We start from the raw sequence: 23,808 nt of genomic DNA on the forward strand, positions 1-23,808 counted from the left end.
CGTCCGGCGCGCTGTGCGCACCGTGCATGCGCGCGCTCATTACCGTCGCCGGATGTTCCCGAAGTTGCGGTTGCACCACTTCAGCCACCCCGATCACCACCCCGGAGTCCAGTTCTCCGTCGTGGCGGCCGTCGCGGTCGGCGGTGCGGCAGGGGCCTGTGCCCGCCGCGGCGCAGAGGTGCTCTGGCCGCACGGCCCGGCGGCGTTCCCGTGGACGATCCTGCTGGTCAACGTGGTGGGCTGCTTCCTCATGGGCGTCCTGATGGTCGCCCTGAAGCAATATTTCTCCGATGCGCCGCGGCTGATCAGCCCGCTTCTGGGCACCGGTCTGCTGGGCGGGTTCACCTCGTTCTCGCACTACACGAACAACGTGCGCGAGCTGTTCGAGCACGACCGGCCGGGCTATGCCGTCGGCTGCCTGCTGCTGACCGTGGCGGCGGCGTTGGCCGCGGTGACAGCGGGCGCGTTCCTCGCGCATGCCGTGTTCGGGCGTGGTCGCGTGATCCGGGAGGTCGCGTGATGCTGGCGGACTGGCTCCTGGTGCTCGCCGGCGGACTGGTCGGCGCGCCGTTGCGCTATCTGCTCGGGGTGGACGCCAAGTTCCGCCTCCACGCCGCCTTCCCCTGGGGCACCTTCGCCGCGAACACGGGTGCGGCACTCATCCTGGGCTTCGTCTCCGAGGCCGTGACCGACGGGGATCTCGGTCCCCGTCTCCACCTGCTGCTCGCCACGGGCTTCTGCGGCGCCCTGTCGACCTGGTCGACGTTCTCGTACGAACTGATGACCTTCGGTTCCGCCCGCCGGCTGGGACTCGCCGCCGGCTATCTGACGCTCAGTGTCGGCGCGGGAGTCGGCCTGTCGTTCGCCGGGGCCGCGGTGGCACGGGCCGCCTTCTGAGAGCCTGTCGGGTGGCCTTCGACCGGAAAGCGGACGGGGCATGGTGCGTGCGGTTCCGGGGCGCCGGGAGGGCCCGGTGGCGGAGCTGCTCGGTCAACTCGGCAACGCCGGAAGCGTGCGTGCCAGGACGTGGCCGCCCGGCCGGTGGCCGCCCGACAGGCTCTGAGCACGCCCGCGCCCCGGACGCGCACCCGGATCGCCGTGCCCGGCGCGCGGACACGCCCGGACACGGCGTTCCGGGCCCACCCCGTCAGGAGATGGACCCGGAACGCCGGTGCGATGCGGTCAGTCGATGCCCGGCAGGATGTGCGGCTCGGCGAGGTCGTCCTCGTAGCCGGCCAGCCTGATGGGTGCGGACCTGGCCCAGACCTCGATGTTCCGGAGCTTCTCGGGTCGTCGGGACCGTTCGCCGTACTGTTCGGCGGGTCGCTTCTCGTGCTTCGTCAGTTCTGGTGTCGTCACCGCGCACTCCTTCGTGTCGCGTGGCCCGGGGCGCCGTCGGCCTCGTACCGGGAGTCGGCCACCCGTGAGGGGCAGGGAAAGGAAACGGTTCGGTCGCGGTGGCGCCGGATGGGGGGTGGGACGGCGGCCCGGTTGACGAGCCCGTCCCAGGACGGTCGGGGAAGGTTTGTGGACTCCCCGATGGCGTCCGTTCGCATCAGAGTAACCACATGAGCACGTTCCCGCTCGATGGAACGTGTGCTATGGGTCACTTTCAGCCACCGATCACAAAAAGACCCGGCCAGGAGCGCTGTCCCGGCCGGGTCCTCGGCGCCGACGGCCCGCGGCGCCCCGTCCTCACCAGTTGCCGGGGGCGTAGTCCTTGAGGAAGCAGCCGTACAGGTCCTCGCCCGCTTCGCCGCGCACGATCGGGTCATAGACGCGGGCGGCGCCGTCGATCAGGTCGAGCGGGGCGTGGAAGCCCTCCTCGGCGAGGCGGATCTTGTCGGGGTGCGGGCGCTCGTCGGTGATCCATCCGGTGTCGACGGCCGTCATCAGGATGCCGTCCTTCTGGAACATCTCCTGGGCGCTGGTGCGGGTGAGCATGTTCAGCGCGGCCTTGGCCATGTTGGTGTGCGGGTGTCCCGCCCCCTTGTAGCCGCGGCCGAAGACGCCCTCCATGGCGGAGACGTTGACCACGTAGGCACGCCCGGCCGCGGTGGCCGCCATGGCCGGGCGGAGCCTGCTGATGAGAATGAACGGGGCGGTGGAGTTGCAGAGCTGGACTTCCAGCAACTCGATCGGACCGACCTCGTCGACCGTCTGGATCCAGCTGTTGGTGTCGTGCAGATCGGGCACCAGGCCCCCCGCGTCGATCGCCCGGCCGGCGGCGATCCGCTCCAGCGAGGCGGACCCGGTCACCAGGGCGAGTTCGGTGACGTCCTGCGCGGTGAGGCCGTCCTTGCGGGCGGCGGGCAGCGCCGCCACGCGGTCGACGGAGCCGCTTCCGAAGGTGCCGATGACCTCGGCGGAGGGCAACTCGCCCGCCGGGAGCGGAGCGGACTCGGCCTGGACCAGCTCGCTGTACGCGTTGGCGGAACGGCGCACGGTCTGAGCGGCGTTGTTGATCAGGATGTCCAGCGGGCCCCCGGCGGCGACGGAGTCGGCGAGGGCGACGACCTGGCCGGGATCACGCAGATCTATGCCGACGATCTTCAGCCGGTGGATCCACTCGTCGCTGTCCGGCATCGCCTTGAAGCGGCGGATCGCGTCGTTGGGGAAACGCGTGGTGATGGTGGTGTGCGCGCCGTCCCGCAGCAGCCGCAGCGCGATGTACATGCCGATCTTCGCGCGGCCGCCGGTGAGCAGCGCCCGCCGCCCGGTGAGATCGGTGCGCGCGTCGCGGCGTGCCCGGTTCTCCGCGGCACAGGACTGGCAGAGCTGGTGGTAGAACGCGTCGACCTCGACGTACCGGGTCTTGCAGATGTAGCAGGACCGGGGGCGTCGGAGCACGCCCGCGATCTCGGCCGTGGCGGAGGAGGACGGCAGGACACCATTGGTCTCGTCGTCGATCCGGTCGGCCGAGCCGGTCGCGGTGGCCTCGGTGACCGCCTTGTCGTGGGCGGTCTTGGCGGCGCGGCGTTCCTGGCGGCGACGCTGCTTCACCGTCCGGTAGATCCCGGCCGTGGCGCGGCGCACGGCGATGGCGTCGGGGTGGTCGACCTCGATGGTGTCGAGCTCGTCCAGCACGCTCAGACAGACGGCCAGCCGCTCCGGGTCGATGCCGGGGCCGAACTCCTCGGTGCCGGGAGCGAGCTCCGGACCGTCCTGTGTCACCGTCACTGCCATTCCTCTGTCACTCGTCGCTCGTGCTGTCACTCGTGGCTCGTGGCGAAGACCGCCGTGCCTGCTGCCGGGCAGAACGCCCCGGTCAAGTCTGCCATGCACCGGGGGCTGCTCCGTTCGCGTGACGCCGGGCGCACGGACTCGCCGCAGGCCGCGCGGACGGAGCCGACGGCCGGGCCCGTCGCGGGCGTCCCGAAGGGGCCCGGCCACGGCCCGGATCCACTCGGTCCTTCCCGGAGTGGGACCGTGCGTCGCGGGTATGCGAACGTCCGGAAGCTTTCTCCCGACACCCCTGTCGACCTGGCTGGAGCACATGAACGAACGGGTCACCTCGCGACCGGCCGACCGTCCCCGTCTGGACCGGCACACGGAGGTGCTGCACAGCGCCGAGGTCTTCGACGGAGAGCCCGGCTGCATCGCCAGCGCCCGTGCGCTGGCCGACCGTTTCCTGGTGCGGCTCGCCGCGGAGTGGCTCGCGGTGTTCGGTGAGCGCACCCGCGGCGACCTGATGCTTGCCGTGAGCGAGCTGGTCACCAACGCGGACCGCTACAGCCAGGGCCCGTATCTGCTGGAGCTGGAGGGCACCGCGGAACGCGTCAGCGTCACGGTGTACGACAGCAGCACCGCGCTTCCGTTGTTCTGCTCGCCCGACCCGGCCCGGCCGGGCGGCCACGGGATGGAGATCGTCGTGGCGCTCTGCGACCGGCTGACCGCCGAGCGGGTGCCGGTGGGCAAACGCATCCGGGCCGAGTTCGAGCTGAGCGGCTGAGCTCCGGGGCGGGCGGGACGCCGCCCGCCCCACGACCGGGCGGCCGGGCACACCGGCGCGAGGGCGGGCCCGTTCCCCGGTCCGTCGTGCCCGCCGGACGCGGCGGGTGTTCCGTCCGGGGGCGTCCACCGCCTCGTGCCCGCCCTCGTCCTGGTCGCCGACCGCGCCTCAGGAACGCGCGAAGACGCAGTCGCCGCACAGCCCTCCGGCGGGACAGCGGTAGTAGAGGCAGCAGCTACGGCGGCGGAACGCGGTGTCGTGCGGGGCGCCGGTGTCCCGCAGGTCGGGGTGGTCGAAGAGTTCCGCGGTCAGCGCCCGGGCCCGGGCCGCCGCGTCGGGGCGGCGGTGGGTGCGGGACCAGTCGACCAGCTGGCTCAGGGCGCCCGCCAGCGCGGACCCCGCGTTGCCCCACATCAGCCGGTCCGCCAGCGGTCCGTCCCGGTGGACCGCCTCGGCCAGCGGCACCAGGTGGCCGTACTGGACGATGTCGCGGATCCGGTCGGCGGTGGCGGGCAAGGTGTCGGTGGTGTCGAGCCACAGGTCGTCGGGGGTGGAGAGCCGCGGGTCCCAGTGCACGGCGCCGGGCCGGAGGTCGGGGACGCGCCCGGTCAGTACCGCCGGACCGAGTGCGATCGACCAGAGCCGGGCGGCGAGTCCCAACTGCGCGATGGAGGCGGCGACTCTGCGCTCGTGCGTGCGATGCCGGGCGGCGACCGCGTCGATCCGGGCCGTGAGCGGTGCCGTGTCCCCCGCGTACAGCCGAGCCAGCGGGCGGTGCGCGCCCTCGGGCGGGGCGGTGGTGCGCAGCGCGAAGAAACCGCCCGGCGCAACCGTCGCGGACTCGTCCATCGTTCCGATTCCCTCCGCCTCACCCACGGTCGCCGGTCGCCCCGCCACGGTCGCCGGTCGCCGTGCCCGGGGTTCACCGTAACCCCTTCGGCCCCGTGCGTCGCGGGTCGTCCTGAAGGAGGAGCACGACCGGACGAAGGCCCCGGGGGGCCACCCCCGTACTACCCCGGCAGTACGGAAGATCGCCGACTCAAGGACGACGACGCGACGGCCGTGAGGAGACATCGTGGGGTACATGAGTTCCCTCGCGCTGTCCGTGCTCCTCTCGTTGGTCTCGGCGGTCGCCTACGCGGCCGGGGCGATCGTCCAGGAGCACGTGGCCACGGCCGGTGACGGTCGCGTGCTCGCCCTCGTCCGCGACCGTGTCTGGTGGGCGGCGGTGACGCTGAACGGAACGGGCGCGGTGCTCCATGTCGCGGCACTGGCGTACGGTCCGCTCAGTCTCGTCCAGCCGCTCGGCGCGCTGACCATCGTCTTCGTGCTGCCGATGGCGGCGATGTTCGTGGGGCGTCGGCCGGGGGCCGCCGCCTGGCGCGGAGCGGTCATGGCCTCCGTCGGCCTGGCGGGCCTGCTCGCCCTCACCGGCGGCTCAGGACCGCACGCGCTGGACGACCGGGAGCAGTTGAGGCTCGCCGGTGTGACGCTCGGGGTGCTCGGTGCGCTCCTCCTGATCTCCAGGGGTGCGCGCCGCTCCGTCGTACGCAGTGTGATCCTGGCCGGGGCGGCGGGCGTCGCCTTCGGCATGGCGTCGGTGTTCACGAAGACGGTGGCCATGCAATGGGGTTCGGGCACGCCGACGGCCGGTGTGCTGTCGCTTCCGGCGATCGCGGTCTTCGCCGCCGCCGGCTTGCTGCTGTCCCAGGCCGCGTACCGGGGTGCCGGGCTGACCGCGCCGCTGGCGACGGTGACCGTGGCGAATCCGGTGATGGCCGCGGCTGTCGGCATCACGATGTTCGACGAACGGTTCCGGTACGGCGCCTCGGGAACCGTGCTCGCCCTGGTCTGCGGTGTGGCCGCCGCCGGGGGGCTGGTCCTGCTCACGACGGAACGGCTTGGCGCGGAACAGGGCGCCCGGCGTCCCGCGGACGACGGGCGACCGTGCACCACCGCGAAGGCGCCGGACCCGGCGTACGCGAACGCGGGGGCGGGCGATGTCGCGGACGGCGGGCGCCCGGCACACGCCGGCCCCGCACACCTCGGCGACACACTGGCCGGGGCCGACGGATCCGGGCCCCCGGCGGCGGTTCAGACCCTGACGCCGCCCGCCCTGAGGTAGGCCAGCGGGTCGACGTCCGAACCGTAGCCGGGGCCGGTGCGGATCTCGAAGTGCAGGTGCGGACCGGTCACGTTCCCCGTGGAGCCCGAGCGGGCGATCCGCTGCCCCGCCGAGACGTGCCTGCCCTCGCGCACGTGGAGCGCGGACAGATGCGCGTACTGGCTGTACTTGCCGTCGCCGTGCCGGATGACGACCTGGTACCCGTACGCCCCCGCCCAGCCCGCCGAGACAACGGTGCCGGAGGCGATCGCCTTCACCGACGTGCCGGTCGGAACGGGGAAGTCGACTCCGGTGTGATAGCCGCTGGCCCAGGAACCGGCCCGGTGGTACGGGGTTCCGATGCCCGCGGCGACGGGCGCGACGAGACCCGGCCGCTGCTGTGCGCGCGAGGGGTGCTGCGCCTCGGTCTTCTTCGGCTGCGGCTTCGGCTTCGGCTTCGGCTTCGGCTGCGCGGACGATCCCTGTGATGTGGCGGCCCGTTCCGGGGACTTGAGGGCCTGTTGCCGGGGCTTCGCCGCCTCGTGCCGCTCCTCGGCGACCTGCTGCTGCGGCGGGACCGTTCGTCCCTGCTGCCCGGTCTGCCCCTTGCCTGGTTCGGCCCGCGGGGGCTGCGGCTTCGCCTTCGGTTTCGTCTGCGGTTTCGTCTGCGGTTTCGCCGTCGCGGCCCGGCCCGCTTCGGATCCCGGTCCCGGTGTTCTGCCCGTATCGAGGCTCAGCCGCTGTCCGGGAAAGATGAGATCCGGGTCGGTTCCCACGACTTCGCGGTTCGCCGCGTAGAGATGTTGCCAGCCACCCGAAAGGCGCTCGCTCTCGGCGATCGCGGACAGCGAGTCACCGCGGGCCACGGTGTACGACTCGTGCGTGCCGGGCACGGTGGTGGGCGTGGCGGGCGCGGAGGTCCGCTTCGTCGGGGCCTTGCCCGCCGCGGTTCCGCCGGACGACCGCGTGCCGTGTGTCTCCTGGGCGGACGGCCGCTTCCCGGGAGCCGACCTCTCGGAGGTCTTCCCGGACGTCTGCTTCCCGGAGGACTGCTTCCCGGAGGACTGCTTCTCGGACGTCGGCTTCCCGGACGTCTGTGCGCGGCCGCTGTGCTCCGACTGCGGTGCGATCCCGGAAGCTGCCCCGCCGGTGGTCAGCCCGGCCCGGCCGGAGCAGCGCGGCCAGGCGCCGGGCCCCTGTCCTGCGAGTACCTTCTCGGCGACGGCGATCTGCTCGCCCCTGGTGGCCAGGTCGGCACGCGGGGCGTAGACCGTGCCGCCGTACGCCGCCCAGGTCGACCGGGAGAACTGAAGGCCGCCGAAGTAGCCGTTGCCGTTGTTGATGTGCCAGTTGCCGGTGGACTCGCAGGCCGCGACCTTCTCCCAGACGTCCGCCGACGCGGCGCCCGCCGAGGCCGCCGTGATGAGCGGGAGCGCGAGTCCGGCACCACCGGCGGTGACCGTGAGCGAGACACGGTTCAGCCGACTTGGCTGGTATCTGCGGTGCCGTCCGGTTGCGGCCATGTTGTGGCTCCCCCACTTGCGGTTGGACACGTCGCAAGCGCCCAACTTATGGGCAGACAAAGCAAGATGACAAGAGCTCCCCGTCGGTCCGCCCCCGGTTCCCCGCCGTGGCGCCGCGGCACAGTCCACGGTTCGCCGCCGGTGGCGTGCTCGGACCGGGGAGGGATCGACGGGCCGCCGGAACGGCCGCCCCCGCAGGACCCACCGGGTCAGAGGCGGCCGCCCGCCCGGTTCAGTCGAGCAGAACCTCCCGCAGCCGGTCGGCGAACGCGTCGGGCTCCTCGACCGAGCCGATGTGACCGCCCGGGAACTCCACAAGCCCGCTGCCGGTCCGTTCCGCCAGCCGGACGCCCGGAATCGCCGTCAGCAGGCCGCGCTGCTCCCGCCCCACCGCGACGGTCAGCTTCTTCGCGTTCCGCCCGAGGGCCTCCAGGTCCGGGACGTAGCCGCTGAAGGAGCACAGGACGTGTTCCAGGAACACCGGCATGTTGGCGCGCATCCGCCCGAAGGTCTCGATCTCCCGGGGAGTGGGGATCACCGCGGTCCGCTCGCGCCCGCCCCCGCCGGACCCCTCCGTCGGCGAACCCACGAGCCCCTGGGCCATCGTGGCGAGCGCCGCCTCCGCCCCGTTCTCGCGGAAGGACGCGCGTACGGAGGCGAAGAGCGTGCGTCCCACCTCCGGGTCGGGCAGGAGCTCCACGACCGGCGGCTCGTGCGCGATCACCCGGTTCAGCCGGTCCGGGTGACGGGCGAGCAGGTCCAGGGCCACGACGGCACTCGAACTGGTGCCGAAGACGTCGGCGGGCCTCCCGTCCGGCGCCAGCAGTTCGATGAGCCGGTGGGCGTCCTCGCTCTGCACCTCGACCCGCTGCTCGGCGGGGCCGTCGTCCAGGACACTGCGCGAGTATCCGCGCGGGTCGAACGCGGCAACCGTCCACCGGTCGGCAAGACGGGCCGCCAGCCGGTCGTGGATCCCCGCGTCGGCGCTGCCGCCGGGCATCATCAACAGGAGCGGTCCCTCGCCCCGCACCTCGTAGTACAGCGTCGCCCCCGGCACCCGCAGCAGGCCCGTGCGGTCGGGCCCGTCGTGCTCGGGCTTCCCTCGGTCAGTCATCGTGCTCCCCCTCTTTCATGGCGGACGGCCAGTGCTCCAGCAGGAAGTGCAGGGCCCCGACGGCGCGTTCCCACGACGTCCGCACGTCGCGGGGCGCGCCGAAGCCACCGTTCGCCTCCAGGGCGCAGTAGCCGTGGAGGGTGCTGCGCAGCAGCCGTACCACGTCCGTGAGGTCGGGCTCGGCAAGTCCGTAGGCGCGCAGCATCGCGCCGATGGTCTCGATGGTTCTCCGGTACGCGGAGGTCCGGGCGGCGAAGGCGGGATCGACCCGCATCTGCGTCGCCTCGTAGCGGCCGGGGCATTCCAGCGCGAAGGAGCGGTAGGCGTCGGCGAACGCCATCAGGGCGTCCTTGCCCGCCCGGCCCACGACCGCGGCGTTGATGCGGTCGATGAACTCCCCCGCGGCCAGCAGGGCGACCCGGGTCCGCAGGTCGTGCAGATTCCTCACATGGGAATACAGGCTGGCGTCCTTGACCCCGAAGCCGCGTGCCAGCGCGGAGATCGTGACCTTGTCGAAGCCGACGGAATCCGCGAGATCGGCCGCCGCCTCCACCACACGTTCGGTCGTCAGGCCCGCGCGAACCATTCCCCACCCCACCGGAACCACAAGCGATATCGATGCCTAGAGGCCCTAGGCACCTGCCTAATATACCTAAGAACGCCCCGGACGGCCCATGCCGAACGGCCCGCACCCCACGCCGTGCCCATACTGAGGAACCCGGCCTCCGACACAGATTGCAGGCACACGGATGAGCGGCACCGCACAGATCGGCGTCACGGGACTCGCGGTCATGGGCCGCAACCTCGCACGCAACTTCGCCCGCAACGGCTTCGAGGTCGCCGTGCACAACCGGACGGCCTCGAAGACGGATGCCCTGGTCGAGGAGTTCGGCCACGAGGGTTCGTTCGTGGCCGCGCGGACGCCGCAGGAGTTCGTCGCGGCACTGGAACGGCCTCGCCGGCTGGTGGTCATGGTGAAGGCGGGCGATCCCACGGATGCCGTGATCCAGGAGTTCGCCCCGCTCCTGGAGGAGGGCGACCTCATCATCGACGGCGGGAATGCGCACTTCGAGGACACCCGACGCCGGGAGAAGGACCTGCGCGGGCGTGGCATCCACTTCGTGGGGGTCGGCATCTCCGGCGGAGAGGAGGGCGCGCTGAACGGGCCGAGCATCATGCCCGGCGGCTCGTCCCGGTCGTACGCCTCGCTCGGGCCGATGCTGGAACGGATCGCCGCCCGGGCGAAGGACGGCACCCCGTGCACCACCCACATCGGTCCCGACGGCGCCGGGCACTTCGTGAAAATGGTCCACAACGGCATCGAGTACGCCGACATGCAGCTGATCGCGGAGGCGTACGACCTGCTGCGCAGGGTGGCGGGCTACTCCCCCGCGCGGATCGCCGAGACCTTCCGCCGCTGGAACACCGGCCGCCTCGACTCCTATCTGATCGAGATCACGGCGGAGGTCCTCGCCCACACCGACGCGGCCACCGGAGAACCGTTCGTCGACATCGTGGAGGACCGGGCCGAGCAGAAGGGGACCGGCCGCTGGACGGTGCAGACCGCGCTCGACCTCGGAGTTCCCGTCTCCGGTATCGCGGAGGCCGTGTTCGCCCGGTCGCTGTCGGGTCACGCGGATCTGCGCGAGGCGGCGAGGGACCTGGCGGGACCGTCGGCCCGGGCGCTGGACGAGGCGGACGCCGCCGCCTTCGCCGACCGGGTGGAGCAGGCCCTGTACGCGTCCAAGATCGTCTCGTACACGCAGGGGTTCCACCAGATCAGGGCGGGCAGCGAGGCATACGACTGGGACATCGATCTCGGCGCGGTGGCGGCGATCTGGCGGGCCGGATGCATCATCCGGGCCGCTTTCCTGGACCGGATCCGGGAGGCGTACGACAGTCGGCCGGGGTTGCTGAGTCTGCTGTCCGACGAACGGTTCGCCGAGGAGATCGGCGCGGCGCAGGACGACTGGCGCGCGGTCGTCGCCGAGGCGGCGCGGCAGGGGGTGCCGACGCCCGGATTCGCGGCCGCTCTGTCGTACTACGACGGGCTGCGCGCGGACCGGCTGCCCGCGGCGCTCACCCAGGGGCAGCGGGACTTCTTCGGCGCGCACACCTACCGGCGCACCGACCGCGCGGGCTCCTTCCACACGCTCTGGGGCGGGGACCGGTCCGAGGTCGAGACGGGCTGATCGCCCGCCCGCGGTGTCCGGCCGAGGACGCGAACGACGGCGGTCGCCGCGGAGCCCGGTCCGAAGCCGTCCCGCACCTGGCCGGCCCGGCCGCGGGCCCGCCGGACCCGGTGCGGACGTCGTGGACGTGCTGACATATGGACGTGCGGACGTGCGGACGTGTCCCCGCGCCGATCACGGGGACGGCTGGGCCGAGCACCCGTCCCCGACCGAAGTCCTGTCCCCCACCGAAGTCCTGTCCCCGGCCCGAGCCCCGTCCCGGACCGGATGCGCCTGAGTCCGCGCCTGCGATCCGTCCGCCCCCGATCCGTCCGGCTCCGCGTCACCCGGTCCTCCGGCGGCGGTCACCCCTCCGGACGCCTCCGGGTGCGGCGGCGCCCTCCGTATGCGTAAGTAGCAGCGAGCCCGCCTTCCGGCGCGTCTCGGACCGACGGTCGCGAAGGCCGCCGCGGCCGGACCGCCGTCACCGCCCCGCGGTGTCCGGCAGACGCCCCGGGCGACGCCGACGCCAATGACCCTGGAGCCTTCGTATGCCCGACGTTCCACCGGATCCGGCCGCGGCCCAGCCCGTCGTCACCCCGTTGACCAGCGCCGCCCTCATCCTGGTCGCCGCGGTCGAGCCCGGGGGCGAGAGGACCGTGCACGCGGTGCTGCCGGATCTTCCGGCGATCGCCCGCTCCCTCGCGTTCCGGTTTCCCGGTTCGGAACTGGCCGCGGTGGTCGGCTTCGGTTCCGACGCCTGGGACCGGCTGTTCGCCGGTCCGCGGCCCGCCGGGCTCCACCCGTTCCCGGAGCTGCGCGGTCCCCGGCACCATGCCCCCGCCACCCCCGGCGACCTGCTGTTCCACATCCGGGCCGAGCGCATGGACGTGTGCTACGAATGGGCCGCCCAGCTGCTCGACCGGCTCGGTCCGGCGGTGACGGTGATCGACGAGACTCAGGGCTTCCGCTACCTCGACCACCGGGACCTGCTCGGCTTCGTCGACGGCACCGAGAACCCGCTGGGGGCGGACGCGCTGGCGGCGGCCCTGGTCGGCGACGAGGACCCCGGTTTCGCCGGTGGCAGCTACGTGATCGTGCAGAAGTACGTGCACGACCTCGCGGCCTGGAACGACCTGAGCACCGAGGAGCAGGAACGCGTCATCGGCCGGACGAAGTCCACCGACATCGAGTTCCCCGACGACGTCAAGGCCGCCGATTCGCACGTCGCCCTCAACACGATCACGGAGCCCGACGGAACCTCACGCGAGATCCTCCGCGCCAACATGCCGTTCGGCAGCTTCGGGCAGGGCGAGTTCGGCACCTACTTCATCGGCTACGCCGCCGACCCGGACGTGACCGAGCGGATGCTCCGCAACATGTTCCTCGGCGATCCGCCGGGCACGCACGACCGCATCCTCGACTTCTCGACGGCGGTCACCGGCACGCTGTTCTACGCCCCAGGCGCCGACTTCCTCGACGCCCCGCCGCCGTCGCCCGCCGTGACCGCGGCCGAGGCCCCGTCCGAGCCGGCGCCCGTGCCGGCCCTCGCGCGGGCCGCGGCTCCGGACCGGCCGGACGACGGCTCGCTGCGCATCGGCAGCCTGCAAGAAAGCGCCACGTGATGAACAACCTCCACCGCGAACTCGCCCCCGTCACGGAAGCCGCCTGGGACCAGATCGAGGAGGAGGCCCGGCGCACCTTCAGCCGTCACGTGGCGGGCCGCCGCGTCGTCGACGTCACCGGGCCGGCCGGTCCGGAACTGGCGGCCGTCGGGGACGGCCATCTGCACGACATCGACCCGCCGACGCCGGACGTGATCGCCCGGGCCCGCAGCTCGGTGCCCGTCATCGAGTGGCGGGTGCCGTTCACGGTGACCCGGGCGGCCGTGGACGACGTGGAACGCGGTTCCGACGACAGCGACTGGCAGCCCGTCAAGGACGCGGCCCGCACCTGTGCGTTCGCCGAGGACATGACGATCATCGACGGGTACGCGTCGGCGGGCGTGACCGGGCTTCGGGACGGCTCCTCGCACACCCCGCTGGCGCTGCCGGCCGACGCCCGCGACTATCCGGCCACCGTCAGCCAGGCGCTGACCCAGTTGCGGCTGGCCGGAGTCGACGGACCGTACCGGCTGCTGCTCGGTGCCGACGCCTTCACCGAGGCGACCGAGACCTCCGACCACGGGTACCCGGTCGCCACCCACCTGGCCCGGCTGCTCGACGACCGGATCCTGTGGGCGCCCGCCGTGAAGGGCGGTGTGCTGCTGTCCACGCGGGGCGGCGACTTCGAACTGAGCCTCGGCCAGGACCTGTCGATCGGCTATCAGGACCACGACGCGACCGGGATCCGGCTCTACTTCCAGCAGTCCTTCGCGTTCCGGATGCTGACGCCGGAGGCCGCGGTCCCGATCATCGCCTGACCGGCCGCTCCGGGTGCCCGGCCGCCCGGACGCTCCATGTCAGGGACTCGGTGGCCAGCGCCCGGACCGCGGGGTCCCGGATGGCGTCGGTACGGTCCACGGCCCTGGCGGTCACCTCGTGGGCGCGACCGTCCGCACGGACTCCGAGCGCCGCCGGGGTGACGGCGGTGCGGCCCCGGGCGAAGGCCCTCTCGACGCCGTCCACGTACCAGCGCAGATCCGTCCGGGCGAGCCCGGCGCCCGGTCTGCCGGGCCGATGTGCGTCCGGACCGGCGCGCCCGGCCCCGAGACCGGCGAGGGTCACCGTGATGCGCCGGCCGGGACCGACGGCGGTGTCGGTGCCGAGGGTGCTGCTCAGCGCGTTGCCCGCACGGTAGAACCCGGCGATCATCGCCTCGCGTCCGGGCAGGTTGAACGCGGTGTTGCTCAGTTCGCGCATGATCGACGAGGCGGTCGGACGGAAGAGGCCCGACGGGTGGTAGGCGCTGCCCTCGTACGTGCCGACCGTGCCGCCGGCGGGGTCGCCCCGCCCGAGCCAGCGGTACCACTTGGCCCGCTTCTCGGCGAGCCGGGCGGCCGTGTGGGTGGTGGAGTTGATGCCCCCGGGCTCGCCCCCGGTCCAGGTGCCGTAGGAGTCGTAGGTGTACTCGTCGTCGAGCAGGCCGACGGAGTGCCCGATCTCGTGGGCGGCGATCAGCCCGGACGAGGGGTGGCCGGAGGAGAGCGTGGAGACACCGTTGAAGGGATATCCCTCGGCCCGGAGACCGGAGTAGCCCGCGCCGCCGTACTTGGTGGAGTTGGCGACGACGACCACGAGGTCGGCAGCCGGGGCCTTGGCGGCGTAGGCGGCCACCTTGTCGATGTCGGCACAGATCAGCCGCTCGGTGTCCTCGCACCAGAAGTAACTGCCGAGGGCGGTGTCCTTGACCGTGTCCGCTCCCGGGTCGCCGCTGATGCCCGACTCGCGGGAGACCGCGTCGACGGTCCGGACGTTGAACAGCCCCTGGTAGCTCCGGTAGGGCTCCAGAGCGGTGATGTCGGCCCACTTGGCGGCGGCGTCCGCGTGGAAGTCGTCCTGCTGGTCCGCCGTGTAGCCGTCGCCGATGATCACGACGTCCAGACGGTCGTCGGTGGGTCCGGTCACGGCGTGTTCGCCCACCGTGCCGTCGACGGCCGCCTCGGCGGCATCCCGCGGGGCCGCGACACCGGCACGACCGTGCGAGGAGGCCACCGGGACCTCGGTGGTCCGGCCCGGACCGCCGGGATCGGGGAAGTACTCGGCCACGACCCGCCTCGCGCCGTCGGCGTTCGCGGGCACGGCCGACGCGGGGACGGGGGCGGTGGCCGACAGCGCGGCGGCCAGTACAAGTCCCCCGAGTGCTCCGGCCGTTCGGCGTGGACGCAGGCGTATGCGCATGGACAGCTCCTTCGGGTCCTGGTGGTTGTTCCGGGGCACCGCCGGCCGCTCCCGGGAAGGCGACCGGTGCACAACTCGCGCGTCAACTCTCCTTAATGCGACGCTTAACCTAGGAGGCGGCGAGCTCCCCGACAAGCCCCGGAAGACGAGTGGCCGAAGAGCGTATCCGGGCAATTACGATGCATGGGCCGCATTTCGAGAGCGGGCACGACGAGGGGTCGGCAGGATGGACAGAAGAAGCACACCGGGGCGGGGCACCGCGGCGGACTCCGGTCCGGGACCGGACGGCACCCCCGCGGCGATCGGACGGCGCGTACAACGCCTGCGTTCAGAACGTGGCCTGACGCAACGCCAGCTCGCCGAACCCGCCTACACCCCCGCCTATGTCTCCACCCTGGAGGCGGGCCGGGTCCGGCCGTCGGAGACGGCCCTGCGCCACCTGGCGGACCGGCTCGGTGTGACGTACGACGAACTGGCGACGGGCCGTCCCGCACGTCTCGCCACCGAACTCCGGATGAGGCTCGTCGAGGCCCAGCGGACGCTGGCGACCGGCGGCGCCGAGGACGCCGCGGTCTCGTACGGCGAACTGCTCAGCGAGGCCGCCCTGCACGGCCTCGACGACGAGCGGGCCACGGCCCTTCTCGGACTCGGCCAGTGCGCGCTGGAGACGGGTGATCTGCCCGCGGCCCGCGACCACTTCGAGGCCGCGGAGAAGGCGCTCGCCGACGCACCGCTCCCCCGGCGCGCACCGGCCGTCCGGGGCCGCGCGGTCGCGCACCTCCTGGCGGGCGAACTGCGCTATGCCTGCTATCTGCTGGAGAGCGCCATCGACGAGCTCAACGCCTCCGGTCTGCACGACCCGGGCGCGCTCCTGCTGCTCTACACGGCCTCGATCGCCCCGTACATGGACATGGGGGCCCACGCACGCGCCGCCCAGGCCGGTGAACTCGCGCTGGCGCTCGCACCGCAGGTGTCCGATCCGGAGCTGGTCGCCGGTCTTCACCGCAGCGTGGCCCGCACGTTGATCGCCGCGGGCCGCACGGCGGAGGCGGACGCGTCCCTGGCCAGGGCAGCCGAGATCTATCAGCAGCTCCAGATCCGTACCGAGCTGGCACACTGCCACTGGATGCGCGGCTACGTCCGCGCGCAGGACGGCGACCTGCCGGGCGCCGAGGCCGAACTGCGGGCGGCCCGCGACATGCTGGCGTCGAAACGGGCCGCCCTGTACACCGCCCAGGTCGAGGTGGAGCTTGCCGACGTGCTGAGGCGCCGGGGCCGGGCAGGCCGGGCCCAGGAGCTGCTGCACCGCCTGCTGGGAGAGCTCCACCCGGAACGGGGCGCGGTCCACGCCGGCGGCGCGCACCGCCTGCTCGGCCTCATCCATGAGGAGCGCGGCGACCTCGAAGCCGCAGAGGAGCACTACGTCAGCGCTCTGGCCCTGCTGGAGCGCGCGGGTGCCGTGGGCGATCTGGCGGACATCTGCCGGCTCCTGGGCGATCTGTTGCGGCGGCTCGGCCGGACCGAGGCCGCGATGGACGCCTACCGGACCGGGCTCGGGCACCGGGCGTCCCCGGGCAGCACCACACTGGGACCGGCCCCCGTGCGGCCCCCCACAGCGTGAGGCCCGCCCCCGGTGGCGGGCCGTCGGTCCCGGCCCGGCCGAGGGTCCGCCCGTGCGCGCACCGGCATCACCGCACGGCCCGGGGCGCCCTCCACCGGGCCCCGTTCCGCACGGCGCGTCCGGAAACGGTCACCCCGGGGGTTGGGGCGACGGCTCCGGTTCCGGCACCGGCTCGGGGGTCGGCGCAGGCGGCTGCGGAACCGGGTCCGGGGCCGGGCCCGGCGGTACGGGACCCGGCGGAACCGGTGGCCGCGGCATCGGCGGCGGCTCGGGCATCGGCCCGGGAGTGGGAGCCGGTGGCACCGGGTCGGGGTACGGGTTGGTCATCGCGGATCTCCGAATGCCGAGGAGTGGGTCTGTCTCCACCGTCGCGCGGAGTGGCCGCCCGCGCCCGGTGAGCCCATGCGTCCGGGTTCCGAATGGTCTGTCCGGGGCGACGGGCGGCACGGCGCCCTCGTCACGGCCCGGGCCGGGGCACCCTCCTCGCCGCGGCGGCCGCGGCGGCGAGACCCGAACGGGGACTGGACAGCAGCGGAACCCGGGTCACCGTGCGCCGGCACGCTTCCGCCATGGACGCCTGGGCCAGAACGATCACGTCGGCGTCCTCCACCGCGTCGGCCGCCGCCGCGACCAGGTCCAGGTAGCCGTCGCGGTCACCGGCACAAAACCGCGCCCAGGCCCCGTCGACGAGCACGGCCCGGACCCCGGCGGGCCGATCCGCCGCCTTTTCCGCCTCCTCGGCGAGCAGCGCGAGTGTCGGTGCCAGGGTGCCGGCCAGCGCCGCGAGCACCACCACGCGCCCCCGTTCCACCGCGGCTGCCGCCATCGGACGGTCGACGCGCAGCCCGGGCACGCCGACCGTCGCCGCGGCCGACTCCGCGACCCCGCCGATCGTGGAGCAGGTGCAGAGCACGGCCGACGCGCCTTCGGCCACCGCGTCGGCGAGCACCGCCCCGACCTCGGCCGACACCGCTTCGGGGCCGGATTCCACGGCCCCGGCGAGCAGGTCTTCACGCACCAGATGCCGCAGCCCGAGCCCGGGGTGTTCCGCGTCGCGCAGGGCGTCGAAGACCGGGATGTGGGCCGGGGAGGTGTGCAGCAGGGCGAGCGTCATCGGCCGAACCGTATCTCGCCGCCCCTGCGGCCTGACGCCGCGCGAGGGCGGCCCAGCGGGGCGTCTGCCGCGGTCAGTGCGGCTCGGGGCGCGACGCGAGCTGCGCCTTCGCCCGCTCCACGAGTTCCGTCGGGGCCTCGGGAGCGAGGTCGGGGTGGCGCTGCGCCCATGCCGCGGCGTACGGGCAGAGCGGGACGACGGGAACCCCTTCCCGGTCCGCCATGGCGTAGAACTCCCGGACGAGGGCACCCGCGATGCCCCTGCCCTCGTGGTCCGGCTCGACGACGGTGTGCACGGCGACGAGCGCCGCGGGCTCACCGTCCATCACGAAGTACGCGACGGTTCCGGCGGTCTCGCCGTCCTCGTACGCGCGCAGGTCGCCGTTCGCACGGTCGTCGCGCATGTCGATGCCGGTCCGGCCGGTCTGCTCCGCCACGGCGGCTGCTCCCTCTTTGGTGGGACGGTTCTCGGATCAGTGCCCCGCGGGAACCGCGTGCGGACTCCGCTCGGTCGCGGTGCCCGGCGCGGGCTCCGATGCGTCGGCACCGAGCCCGACGATACGGTTCGAGGCGTCGACGTGCACGACACGCGGGGTCAGCGAGCGGGCCTCGGCGTCGTCGACCTGGGCATAGCTGATGAGGATGACCAGATCACCGGGGTGGACCAGATGGGCGGCGGCGCCGTTGATACCCACGACTCCGGAGCCTCGCTCGCCTTCGATGACATACGTCTCCAGTCGGGCCCCGTTGTCGATGTCGACGATGTGCACCAGCTCCCCGGGCAGCAGATCCGCGGCCTCCATCAGCTCGGCGTCGACGGTGACGGAACCCACATAGTGCAGGTCGGCCTGGGTCACGGTGGCCCGATGAATCTTGGACTTGAACATGGTACGCAGCATCGCGGTGCTCCCGGTCTTAGGCTCCCTGCCTGCGTTTTTGCAGGTCAAGGGCGTTTGCCCACCCTACAACGAGTCGCTTGCCCGGACAGCGTTCCCCAGGTCGCTTCAGGAGCTTGTGCTGATCACTCGTCAAATCTTCCGACGAGTCGTCAGACGACCGCAAAAGGGCTTCGCCCGCCCGCCGCCGGGCGAAGAGCACGAGTGCGACGTCCTCATCGTCCCGGGCGCCGGCCCGCGCAGGGTCACCCGCGCGGCAGGGGCCGGGGCGTCGCTCCGGGCCGACTCGTGGGCGACGACCGCGAGATCGCCTGCCCCACGAGTCGTACGCGGAGCGCGCACGCGTGGTGACACGACCCGGCTCACACGGGTTCGAGCTGCGGTTCCGGCTGTCGTTTCGGCTCCTCCCGCGGTTCCCACCGTCCGGTGATCCGTACGTAGCAGTAGATCACCGAGACCATCGCGAGGATCAGCAGCGGTCCGAACACCCACGGATATGTGGCCATGTGCACCGGCAGATAGCGGTACGACATCAGGAGCACGGCGAAGACCGCCGCTCCGTAGGCGACCAGTTGGATTCCCGACCGGTCCCAGCCACGTGCGACCGAGCGCAGCGCCGCCTCGATCGTGAGCGTGAACACCACGCCGGCGACGAGGTCCGCACCGTAGTGGTATCCGAATCCCAGCGTCGCGCCGAGCGTGGCGATCAGCCAGAACGTGCCTGCGAAGCGCAGGAGTCGTGGACCCTTGCGGGAATGGATGAAGATCGCGGTGGCCCACGCCGTATGAAGGCTGGGCATGCAGTTGCGTGGGGTGATCTCGTCGAACACCATCGGGTGCGGGGTGTTCATCGGTGGCGGCGTGCCCGGCCATATGTCGGCCACCGCCCAGTGTGTGCCGTCGGCGCCGTAGGCGAAGATGGGTCCGACCACCGGAAAGATCATGTAGATGCCCGGCCCGAGAAGGCCGATGACCAGGAAGGTGCGGACCAGATGATGGCTCGGGAAACGCCGCTCGGTCGCCACGTGACGCAGTTGGTACAACGCGAAGATGACCGCGGCCACCGCGAGTTGGCCGTAGACGAAGCTGAGGAGATGGGTGCCGACCGGACGGGTGGCCTCCACGATCCGGCCCACCAGCCATGACGGGTTGCCCAGCGCGTGATCGGCGGTCGCCACGTACTGGTCGAGGACCGTCGGGCGGGTCTTCGACGTGATGAGCAGCCAGGTGTCGCCCGTCTTGCGGCCCGCCACCAGCAGCAGCCCCAGCCCGACTCCCTTCAGCAGGAGTACGCGTTCCCGGCCCGTGCGGCGCGTGACCGCGATGACCGCACAGCCCAGAATCACCCACAACGCGCCGCTGCCGAAGGGATGCCCCTCGGTCACCTTGATGTCCGCCACCCACCGCACGAGCACGAGGACGACATCGATTCCGATCGCGACACCGGTCGCGATGAACCGTTGCCGCCAGGTGAGCACCACCATCATCAGCGCCATGCTGGCGTACAGCAGAAAGCCTGATTTGGGGGCGACCACCACCTCTTTCGCCTGGTTGAAGATCGGACCCGGCAGACCGTAGTGACGCGCGGCGATCTCCAGCGCGACGAGGAACGCGAGGGTCACCAGACTCGCGGCGGTCCACAGTAGAGCCCGCGGTCTGCGCCACGCGGCGAACGCGGCTCTGCAATTTATTCGCGAAAACACCCGCGATACTTTAGGTATCAATTACTTGGCCGATTTGTTAGGTTTCAGTTGGATGGGTAGCTCTTCGTGCCGGATGGCATGATCTTCCGGTGAAGGACCGGCGGTGGGGCGCCCGTCACGAGTTCGAACATGCTAACGGAGCGCCGCGCGTGGGTTCGCTGGTCACGGGCGGTGCGCCGGCCGATCGGCCTGCGGCCGGGGATCCGATGCGCCGAAACGGGCCACCCGCGCCCTGACGTCCGGTGGACATCGAGGACCGCACGCGTGGCCCGGCGGCTGCCAAATTCCTTTTTATCGCGACATTTCGACCAGAGGTTCCTGGCGAACCGGCCGTTCCCTCTTGCCGCTTCCTCTTGCCGGGCGGAGGTCGGCGGACCCCGCAGCCGGGGCTTCCGGTCGCCCCGGGCAGAACGGTCGGCCGGCATGGCCAGGGCCACCCGTCGGCCCGAACAGGGCTGTCGGCCGGCCCTGTCAGGGCTGTTGGTCGGCCCTGTCCCGCAGGGCCTCGGCCACTGCCTCGCGCACCCGCTCCTCCTCACGCCGTGCACGGCGGGCGCGGCCTCGCCGGACGAGCACGAACGCCGACGCGGCCGCGGCGAGGGCGAGGGCCAGGAGCAGGAGGAGGGTCCAGGGAACGGCCCAGCCGTGGGCCGTGGCCCGGACGGGCGGGAGGGCGGTCGTGGAGCCTGCCGCGTCGGTGATGAGCGGGGTGACGGTGACGGCGGCGGAGAGCCGGAGGGCCGGAGTGACGCCCTGAACGGGGACCGTGACCCTCCAGCGTTCTCCGGGCAGCAGTTCCGGTGGCGCGGGGATCGTTCCCGCATCCGTGCTCAGCGCCCCGAACGGGCCGGTGAGGGTGACCTTCTGGGTGCCGGAGAGCAACGCGTTGCCGGTGTTGCGGAGGCTGTAGGTCACCGTGGCGTCGCCGGGGGCGAACGGGTTGGCGGTGCCGTCGTAGGCGACCCGCACGTCCTCGACGGCGAGGGCGGGCCGCAGGGCTCCGCTGACGCGGAGCTTGATCCGGATGCCGAGGCGCCTGTCGACGGCGATCCCCTCGGCGTCGTCGGACTGCTTGAGCGACGTCAGGATGCCGCCCACGTAGTCGCCGGGGGTCGCGTCGCGCGGGACCTCGACGGTGAAGGGGATCTCGGCGCTCTTGCCCGGGGCTATCCGGATGCTCTCCTGGGAGGCGTGGACCCAGGAACCGATGGCGCGGGACTTCTTCTCCTTGGTGAGGAGGTCGAGTTGGCCCTTCTCGGTCGTGTAGCCGTCGGCGGCGTAGACGGCGAGGCGCAGCGGGGTGGTGCCGTGGTTGGCGACGACCATGGCGTCCTCGACCCGGCCACCGGGGTTGACGCCGTGGCTGAAGCTCGACCGGTCGTCCCCGTAGTCGTTCGCGGCCGTCCGTACCGTCCAGGTGACGTCCCCGTTGTCGGCCGCCAGGGCGGGGCCGGCCGATGCGAGGGCGGCCGTCAGGGCCGCGAACAGGGCGAGGACGGCGGTGCGGACGAGGACGGCGGTGCGGACGAGGACGGCGGTGCGGACGAGGACGGCGGTGGTGCGGCGAGGTGGTGCCACTGCGTGCATGGGGTCTCTCTCGGAACGGGGGCGTGGCGGGCTCCGGCGGACCGGGACCCGCCACGCCGGTACAGCGGGAGGGGTCAGCTGCTCAGCGCGGTGATCGTGAGGGTCGCGCGGTAGCCGCCCTTCTGAACGGTGTCCGGGATCTTGAGGTCCAGGTCGGCGCCCAGCTTGGCCGTGCCGCGGGCGTGGCCCTGCGGCGCGGCGCCGAGGCCCCGGGAGACCGACAGGCCCTTGCCCTGGTCGTCGTAACCGGAGGCCACCGGCGAACCGGCCTCGGCACCGGCCCCCTGGTCGAGGACGTACGGCGACCAGCCGAGGTAGGAGCCGGCGAACTTCTTGCCGGCGTCCTTGAACTCGCTCACGTCTGCCGAGACCGACCACGGCGAGAGCGAGCGGCGGGTGTCCGACACCAGGATGGGGTTGATCTTGCCGGAGGCGGTGAAGTGGTCGCCGTCCTTCTCCTTGGCGGTGCCGAGGTCCACCAGGCCGTTGTAGCCGTCGATGGTCCAGCCGAACTCGCCCGGGGCCGGGTTGGGGACGTCGACCTGGAGGGACTGTCCGTCACCGTTGTACGGGTGGACGCTCACCTTGTCGACGACCGAGCCGACGGGCTGCGCGGCGGTGGTGTTGTTGCACCAGTCGCCATGCGACACCTCGGAGTTGGGGGCGTCGCAGGTGCCGCTGCGGAGGTTCTCCACGACGAGCTTCTCGTTGCGCACCTGGACCTTGACGTAGCTGCGGACGTGCTCCTGGTTCTGGACCGAGTTGTACCAGTAGTTGCCCGGGTTCAGCGGGTCGGCGCCGTTGCCCGCGCCGCTGGTGCCGCTGGAGTCGGGCTTGGTGATGTCGTAGTACTTCGACCCCGAGGCGGAGTTGGCCGTGACGTAGAGGACACCGCCGGGGCCGGGGTAGACGTCGGCCGCGCCGGGCTTCTCCTTCGGGTCGGCCTTCTCACCGTTCTTGATGAGGTAGCTGCGGGAGTAGCTGTGGTCGTGGCCCTGCAGGACCAGGTCGACGCCCAGCTTGGAGAAGGTCGTGGGGAAGTCGACCCGGCGGGCCTTGTTGTCCTTGTCCTTGGCGTGCGAGGCCGGCGAGTAGATCGAGTGGTGGTAGACGAGCACCTTCCACTTGGCCTCGGAGCCGTGCTGGTTGATGACGTCCGCGACGTACTTGGTGTGCGCCTCGTCGCCCCCGCCGCCCTGGGAGGTGGCGTAGCTGTTGCTGTTCAGGTCGATGAACAGCACGTCCTTGTAGATGTACCAGTAGTTGCCGCCGGAGGTGTTGGACTCCGGCTTGCCGTTGGCGTACAGCGCCTCCGAGCGGTCCGTGTTCGGCGTCGAGAAGTGCTGCTCGTACGCCTTGCCGCCGACGTCGTGGTTGCCGATGGTGGCGGCCCACGGGTACTGGCGCAACTGGTCGGGCGCCAGGAAGGCGTTCCACTGGGACTCGTTGTTGGCGCTCTCGACCTGGTCGCCCCCGGAGACCAGGAGTTCGGCCTTCGGGTTGGCCCTGGTGGCCACGTCGAGGGTGTCCTGCCAGCCGGCCTGGTCCTGTGCCAGGTCCCCGGAGGAGCCGATCTGCGGGTCGCCGAGGAAGAGGAAGTCGTACTCGCCCTCGAAGTCCTGCGTGGTGAAGGAGTACGTCGTGGACCAGTTGCCCTCGGTGCCGACGCGGTAGGAGTAGGCGGTGTTCTCCTTGAGACCGGTGATGGTGGCCCGGTGGTTGTAGCCGCCGCTGCTGGCGATGTTCGCGGCGCCGAGCGCGTCGAAGGTGGCGGAGCCGGCGGGGAACTCGCCCGCGGCGAGCCGCGCGGTGGGGGCCAGCTGGACCTTCTGGGCGGCGTCGGTGGAGGAGTACCAGCTGACGGTGCGCTGGGTCTCGTTGGCGCCGACGCCCAGGACGATGCCGGTGAGGGTGGAGGATTCGGCCGCGGCGGCGGGCGTGAGCTGCCCGCTCCCGAGAACGGCGGTCAGACCGAGGAAGGCGGCGGTGGCGCCGGTGGCCACACGGTGCCGCAGGGGCCCTCGGGCCTGCTGAGAGGAGTTCGGTCTCATGAAGTGTCGTCTCTTTTGTGTATGAACGGTGCGCATGTGGTGGACATGCGAAGGAGGATGCCAAGCTCTCGGCATCAGGTGAACGCCGTTCGAATGCGATCTTGGCGAAGGTTGAACATCACCGCTGACCTGCG

Annotated in this window: 21 protein-coding genes; 8 read left to right on the forward strand and 13 right to left on the reverse strand. The window is 72.1% G+C overall.

The window, feature by feature from the left end:
- Nucleotides 1-52 precede the first annotated feature (52 nt).
- Together ACF1CT_RS18540 and ACF1CT_RS18545 are read left to right on the forward strand one after the other, a co-directional pair.
- Entirely contained in the window at nt 53-520 is a 468-nt protein-coding gene (locus ACF1CT_RS18540; protein ID WP_391784926.1) for a fluoride efflux transporter FluC, read from the forward strand.
- Nucleotides 521-522: 2 nt separating this feature from the next.
- Entirely contained in the window at nt 523-897 is a 375-nt protein-coding gene (locus ACF1CT_RS18545) for a fluoride efflux transporter FluC (RefSeq protein ID WP_391785006.1), read from the forward strand.
- A 285-nt stretch (nt 898-1,182) separates the two neighbouring features.
- On the opposite strand, the gene ACF1CT_RS18550 is transcribed toward ACF1CT_RS18545, so the two are convergent.
- Together ACF1CT_RS18550 and ACF1CT_RS18555 are read right to left on the reverse strand one after the other, a co-directional pair.
- The gene (locus ACF1CT_RS18550) at nt 1,183-1,359 is read right to left on the reverse strand and encodes a hypothetical protein (protein ID WP_391784927.1); all 177 of its coding nucleotides are present in this window, start codon (nt 1,357-1,359) and stop codon (nt 1,183-1,185) included.
- A 336-nt stretch (nt 1,360-1,695) separates the two neighbouring features.
- The gene (locus ACF1CT_RS18555) at nt 1,696-3,180 is read right to left on the reverse strand and encodes an SDR family NAD(P)-dependent oxidoreductase (RefSeq protein ID WP_391784928.1); all 1,485 of its coding nucleotides are present in this window, start codon (nt 3,178-3,180) and stop codon (nt 1,696-1,698) included.
- Nucleotides 3,181-3,496: 316 nt separating this feature from the next.
- Here ACF1CT_RS18555 and ACF1CT_RS18560 point away from each other — a divergent pair, with 316 nt between their 5' ends.
- Nucleotides 3,497-3,952: an ATP-binding protein gene (locus ACF1CT_RS18560; protein WP_391784929.1), complete on the forward strand. Its 456-nt coding sequence runs from the start codon at nt 3,497-3,499 to the stop codon at nt 3,950-3,952.
- Between the two features lie 168 nt (nt 3,953-4,120).
- On the opposite strand, the gene ACF1CT_RS18565 is transcribed toward ACF1CT_RS18560, so the two are convergent.
- Nucleotides 4,121-4,801 carry a (2Fe-2S)-binding protein gene (locus tag ACF1CT_RS18565; RefSeq protein WP_391784930.1) on the reverse strand — a complete coding sequence of 227 codons (681 nt, stop codon included), beginning with the start codon at nt 4,799-4,801 and terminating at the stop codon, nt 4,121-4,123.
- Nucleotides 4,802-5,036: 235 nt separating this feature from the next.
- Between ACF1CT_RS18565 and ACF1CT_RS18570 the strand changes: the two genes are divergently transcribed.
- Nucleotides 5,037-6,077: a DMT family transporter gene (locus ACF1CT_RS18570; RefSeq protein ID WP_391784931.1), complete on the forward strand. Its 1,041-nt coding sequence runs from the start codon at nt 5,037-5,039 to the stop codon at nt 6,075-6,077.
- On the opposite strand, the gene ACF1CT_RS18575 is transcribed toward ACF1CT_RS18570, so the two are convergent.
- The 3 genes from ACF1CT_RS18575 to ACF1CT_RS18585 form a co-directional block, all read right to left on the reverse strand.
- Nucleotides 6,047-7,579, reverse strand: a complete 1,533-nt coding sequence (locus ACF1CT_RS18575; protein WP_391784932.1) for a peptidoglycan DD-metalloendopeptidase family protein — start codon at nt 7,577-7,579, stop codon at nt 6,047-6,049. The two genes, ACF1CT_RS18570 and ACF1CT_RS18575, sit on opposite strands and share 31 nt — an antisense overlap.
- A 232-nt stretch (nt 7,580-7,811) precedes the next feature.
- Nucleotides 7,812-8,693: an alpha/beta fold hydrolase gene (locus ACF1CT_RS18580; protein ID WP_391784933.1), complete on the reverse strand. Its 882-nt coding sequence runs from the start codon at nt 8,691-8,693 to the stop codon at nt 7,812-7,814.
- Nucleotides 8,686-9,279 (reverse strand): TetR/AcrR family transcriptional regulator, encoded by a 594-nt coding sequence (locus ACF1CT_RS18585; protein ID WP_391784934.1) that lies wholly within the window; start codon nt 9,277-9,279, stop codon nt 8,686-8,688. Before ACF1CT_RS18585 ends, ACF1CT_RS18580 begins: the two co-directional genes overlap by 8 nt.
- Before the next feature lie 163 nt (nt 9,280-9,442).
- On the opposite strand from ACF1CT_RS18585, the gene gndA reads away from it, so the two are divergent.
- The 3 genes from gndA to ACF1CT_RS18600 all read left to right on the forward strand — a co-directional run bounded on the left by gndA (nt 9,443) and on the right by ACF1CT_RS18600 (nt 13,286).
- Entirely contained in the window at nt 9,443-10,885 is a 1,443-nt protein-coding gene (gndA, locus tag ACF1CT_RS18590) for an NADP-dependent phosphogluconate dehydrogenase (RefSeq protein WP_391784935.1), read from the forward strand.
- A gap of 530 nt (nt 10,886-11,415) precedes the next feature.
- Nucleotides 11,416-12,489, forward strand: coding sequence for a Dyp-type peroxidase (locus ACF1CT_RS18595; protein ID WP_391784936.1), 1,074 nt, complete (start codon nt 11,416-11,418; stop codon nt 12,487-12,489).
- On the forward strand, nt 12,489-13,286 hold the full coding sequence (locus ACF1CT_RS18600; RefSeq protein WP_391784937.1) for a family 1 encapsulin nanocompartment shell protein: 798 nt from the start codon (nt 12,489-12,491) through the stop codon (nt 13,284-13,286). The genes ACF1CT_RS18595 and ACF1CT_RS18600 overlap by 1 nt, the downstream gene beginning before the upstream one ends.
- Here ACF1CT_RS18600 and ACF1CT_RS18605 read toward each other — a convergent pair.
- Nucleotides 13,276-14,703: a M64 family metallopeptidase gene (locus tag ACF1CT_RS18605; protein ID WP_391784938.1), complete on the reverse strand. Its 1,428-nt coding sequence runs from the start codon at nt 14,701-14,703 to the stop codon at nt 13,276-13,278. The genes ACF1CT_RS18600 and ACF1CT_RS18605 overlap by 11 nt on opposite strands.
- A gap of 226 nt (nt 14,704-14,929) precedes the next feature.
- On the opposite strand from ACF1CT_RS18605, the gene ACF1CT_RS18610 reads away from it, so the two are divergent.
- Nucleotides 14,930-16,324 carry a helix-turn-helix domain-containing protein gene (locus tag ACF1CT_RS18610; protein WP_391784939.1) on the forward strand — a complete coding sequence of 465 codons (1,395 nt, stop codon included), beginning with the start codon at nt 14,930-14,932 and terminating at the stop codon, nt 16,322-16,324.
- Between the two features lie 457 nt (nt 16,325-16,781).
- Here the strand turns inward: ACF1CT_RS18610 and ACF1CT_RS18615 are convergent, their stop codons facing one another.
- From ACF1CT_RS18615 to ACF1CT_RS18640, 6 genes are all read right to left on the reverse strand, one after another.
- The gene (locus ACF1CT_RS18615) at nt 16,782-17,438 is read right to left on the reverse strand and encodes an arylsulfatase (RefSeq protein ID WP_391784940.1); all 657 of its coding nucleotides are present in this window, start codon (nt 17,436-17,438) and stop codon (nt 16,782-16,784) included.
- Between the two features lie 73 nt (nt 17,439-17,511).
- Nucleotides 17,512-17,841, reverse strand: coding sequence for a GNAT family N-acetyltransferase (locus ACF1CT_RS18620; protein ID WP_391785007.1), 330 nt, complete (start codon nt 17,839-17,841; stop codon nt 17,512-17,514).
- A gap of 69 nt (nt 17,842-17,910) precedes the next feature.
- A complete protein-coding gene (gene panD, locus ACF1CT_RS18625) occupies nt 17,911-18,336 on the reverse strand; it encodes an aspartate 1-decarboxylase (protein WP_391784941.1) in 426 nt (141 codons plus the stop codon).
- Nucleotides 18,337-18,695: 359 nt separating this feature from the next.
- Complete coding sequence (locus ACF1CT_RS18630; protein WP_391785008.1) at nt 18,696-19,958, reverse strand: phosphatase PAP2 family protein; 1,263 nt, start codon at nt 19,956-19,958, stop codon at nt 18,696-18,698.
- 549 nt (nt 19,959-20,507) lie between these two features.
- Complete coding sequence (locus ACF1CT_RS18635; protein ID WP_391784942.1) at nt 20,508-21,623, reverse strand: WxL protein peptidoglycan domain-containing protein; 1,116 nt, start codon at nt 21,621-21,623, stop codon at nt 20,508-20,510.
- A gap of 74 nt (nt 21,624-21,697) precedes the next feature.
- Nucleotides 21,698-23,674, reverse strand: a complete 1,977-nt coding sequence (locus ACF1CT_RS18640; protein ID WP_391784943.1) for a fibronectin type III domain-containing protein — start codon at nt 23,672-23,674, stop codon at nt 21,698-21,700.
- Nucleotides 23,675-23,808 lie beyond the last annotated feature (134 nt).

Source organism: Streptomyces sp. NPDC014734 (assembly GCF_043083325.1).
GTDB lineage: Bacteria > Actinomycetota > Actinomycetes > Streptomycetales > Streptomycetaceae > Streptomyces.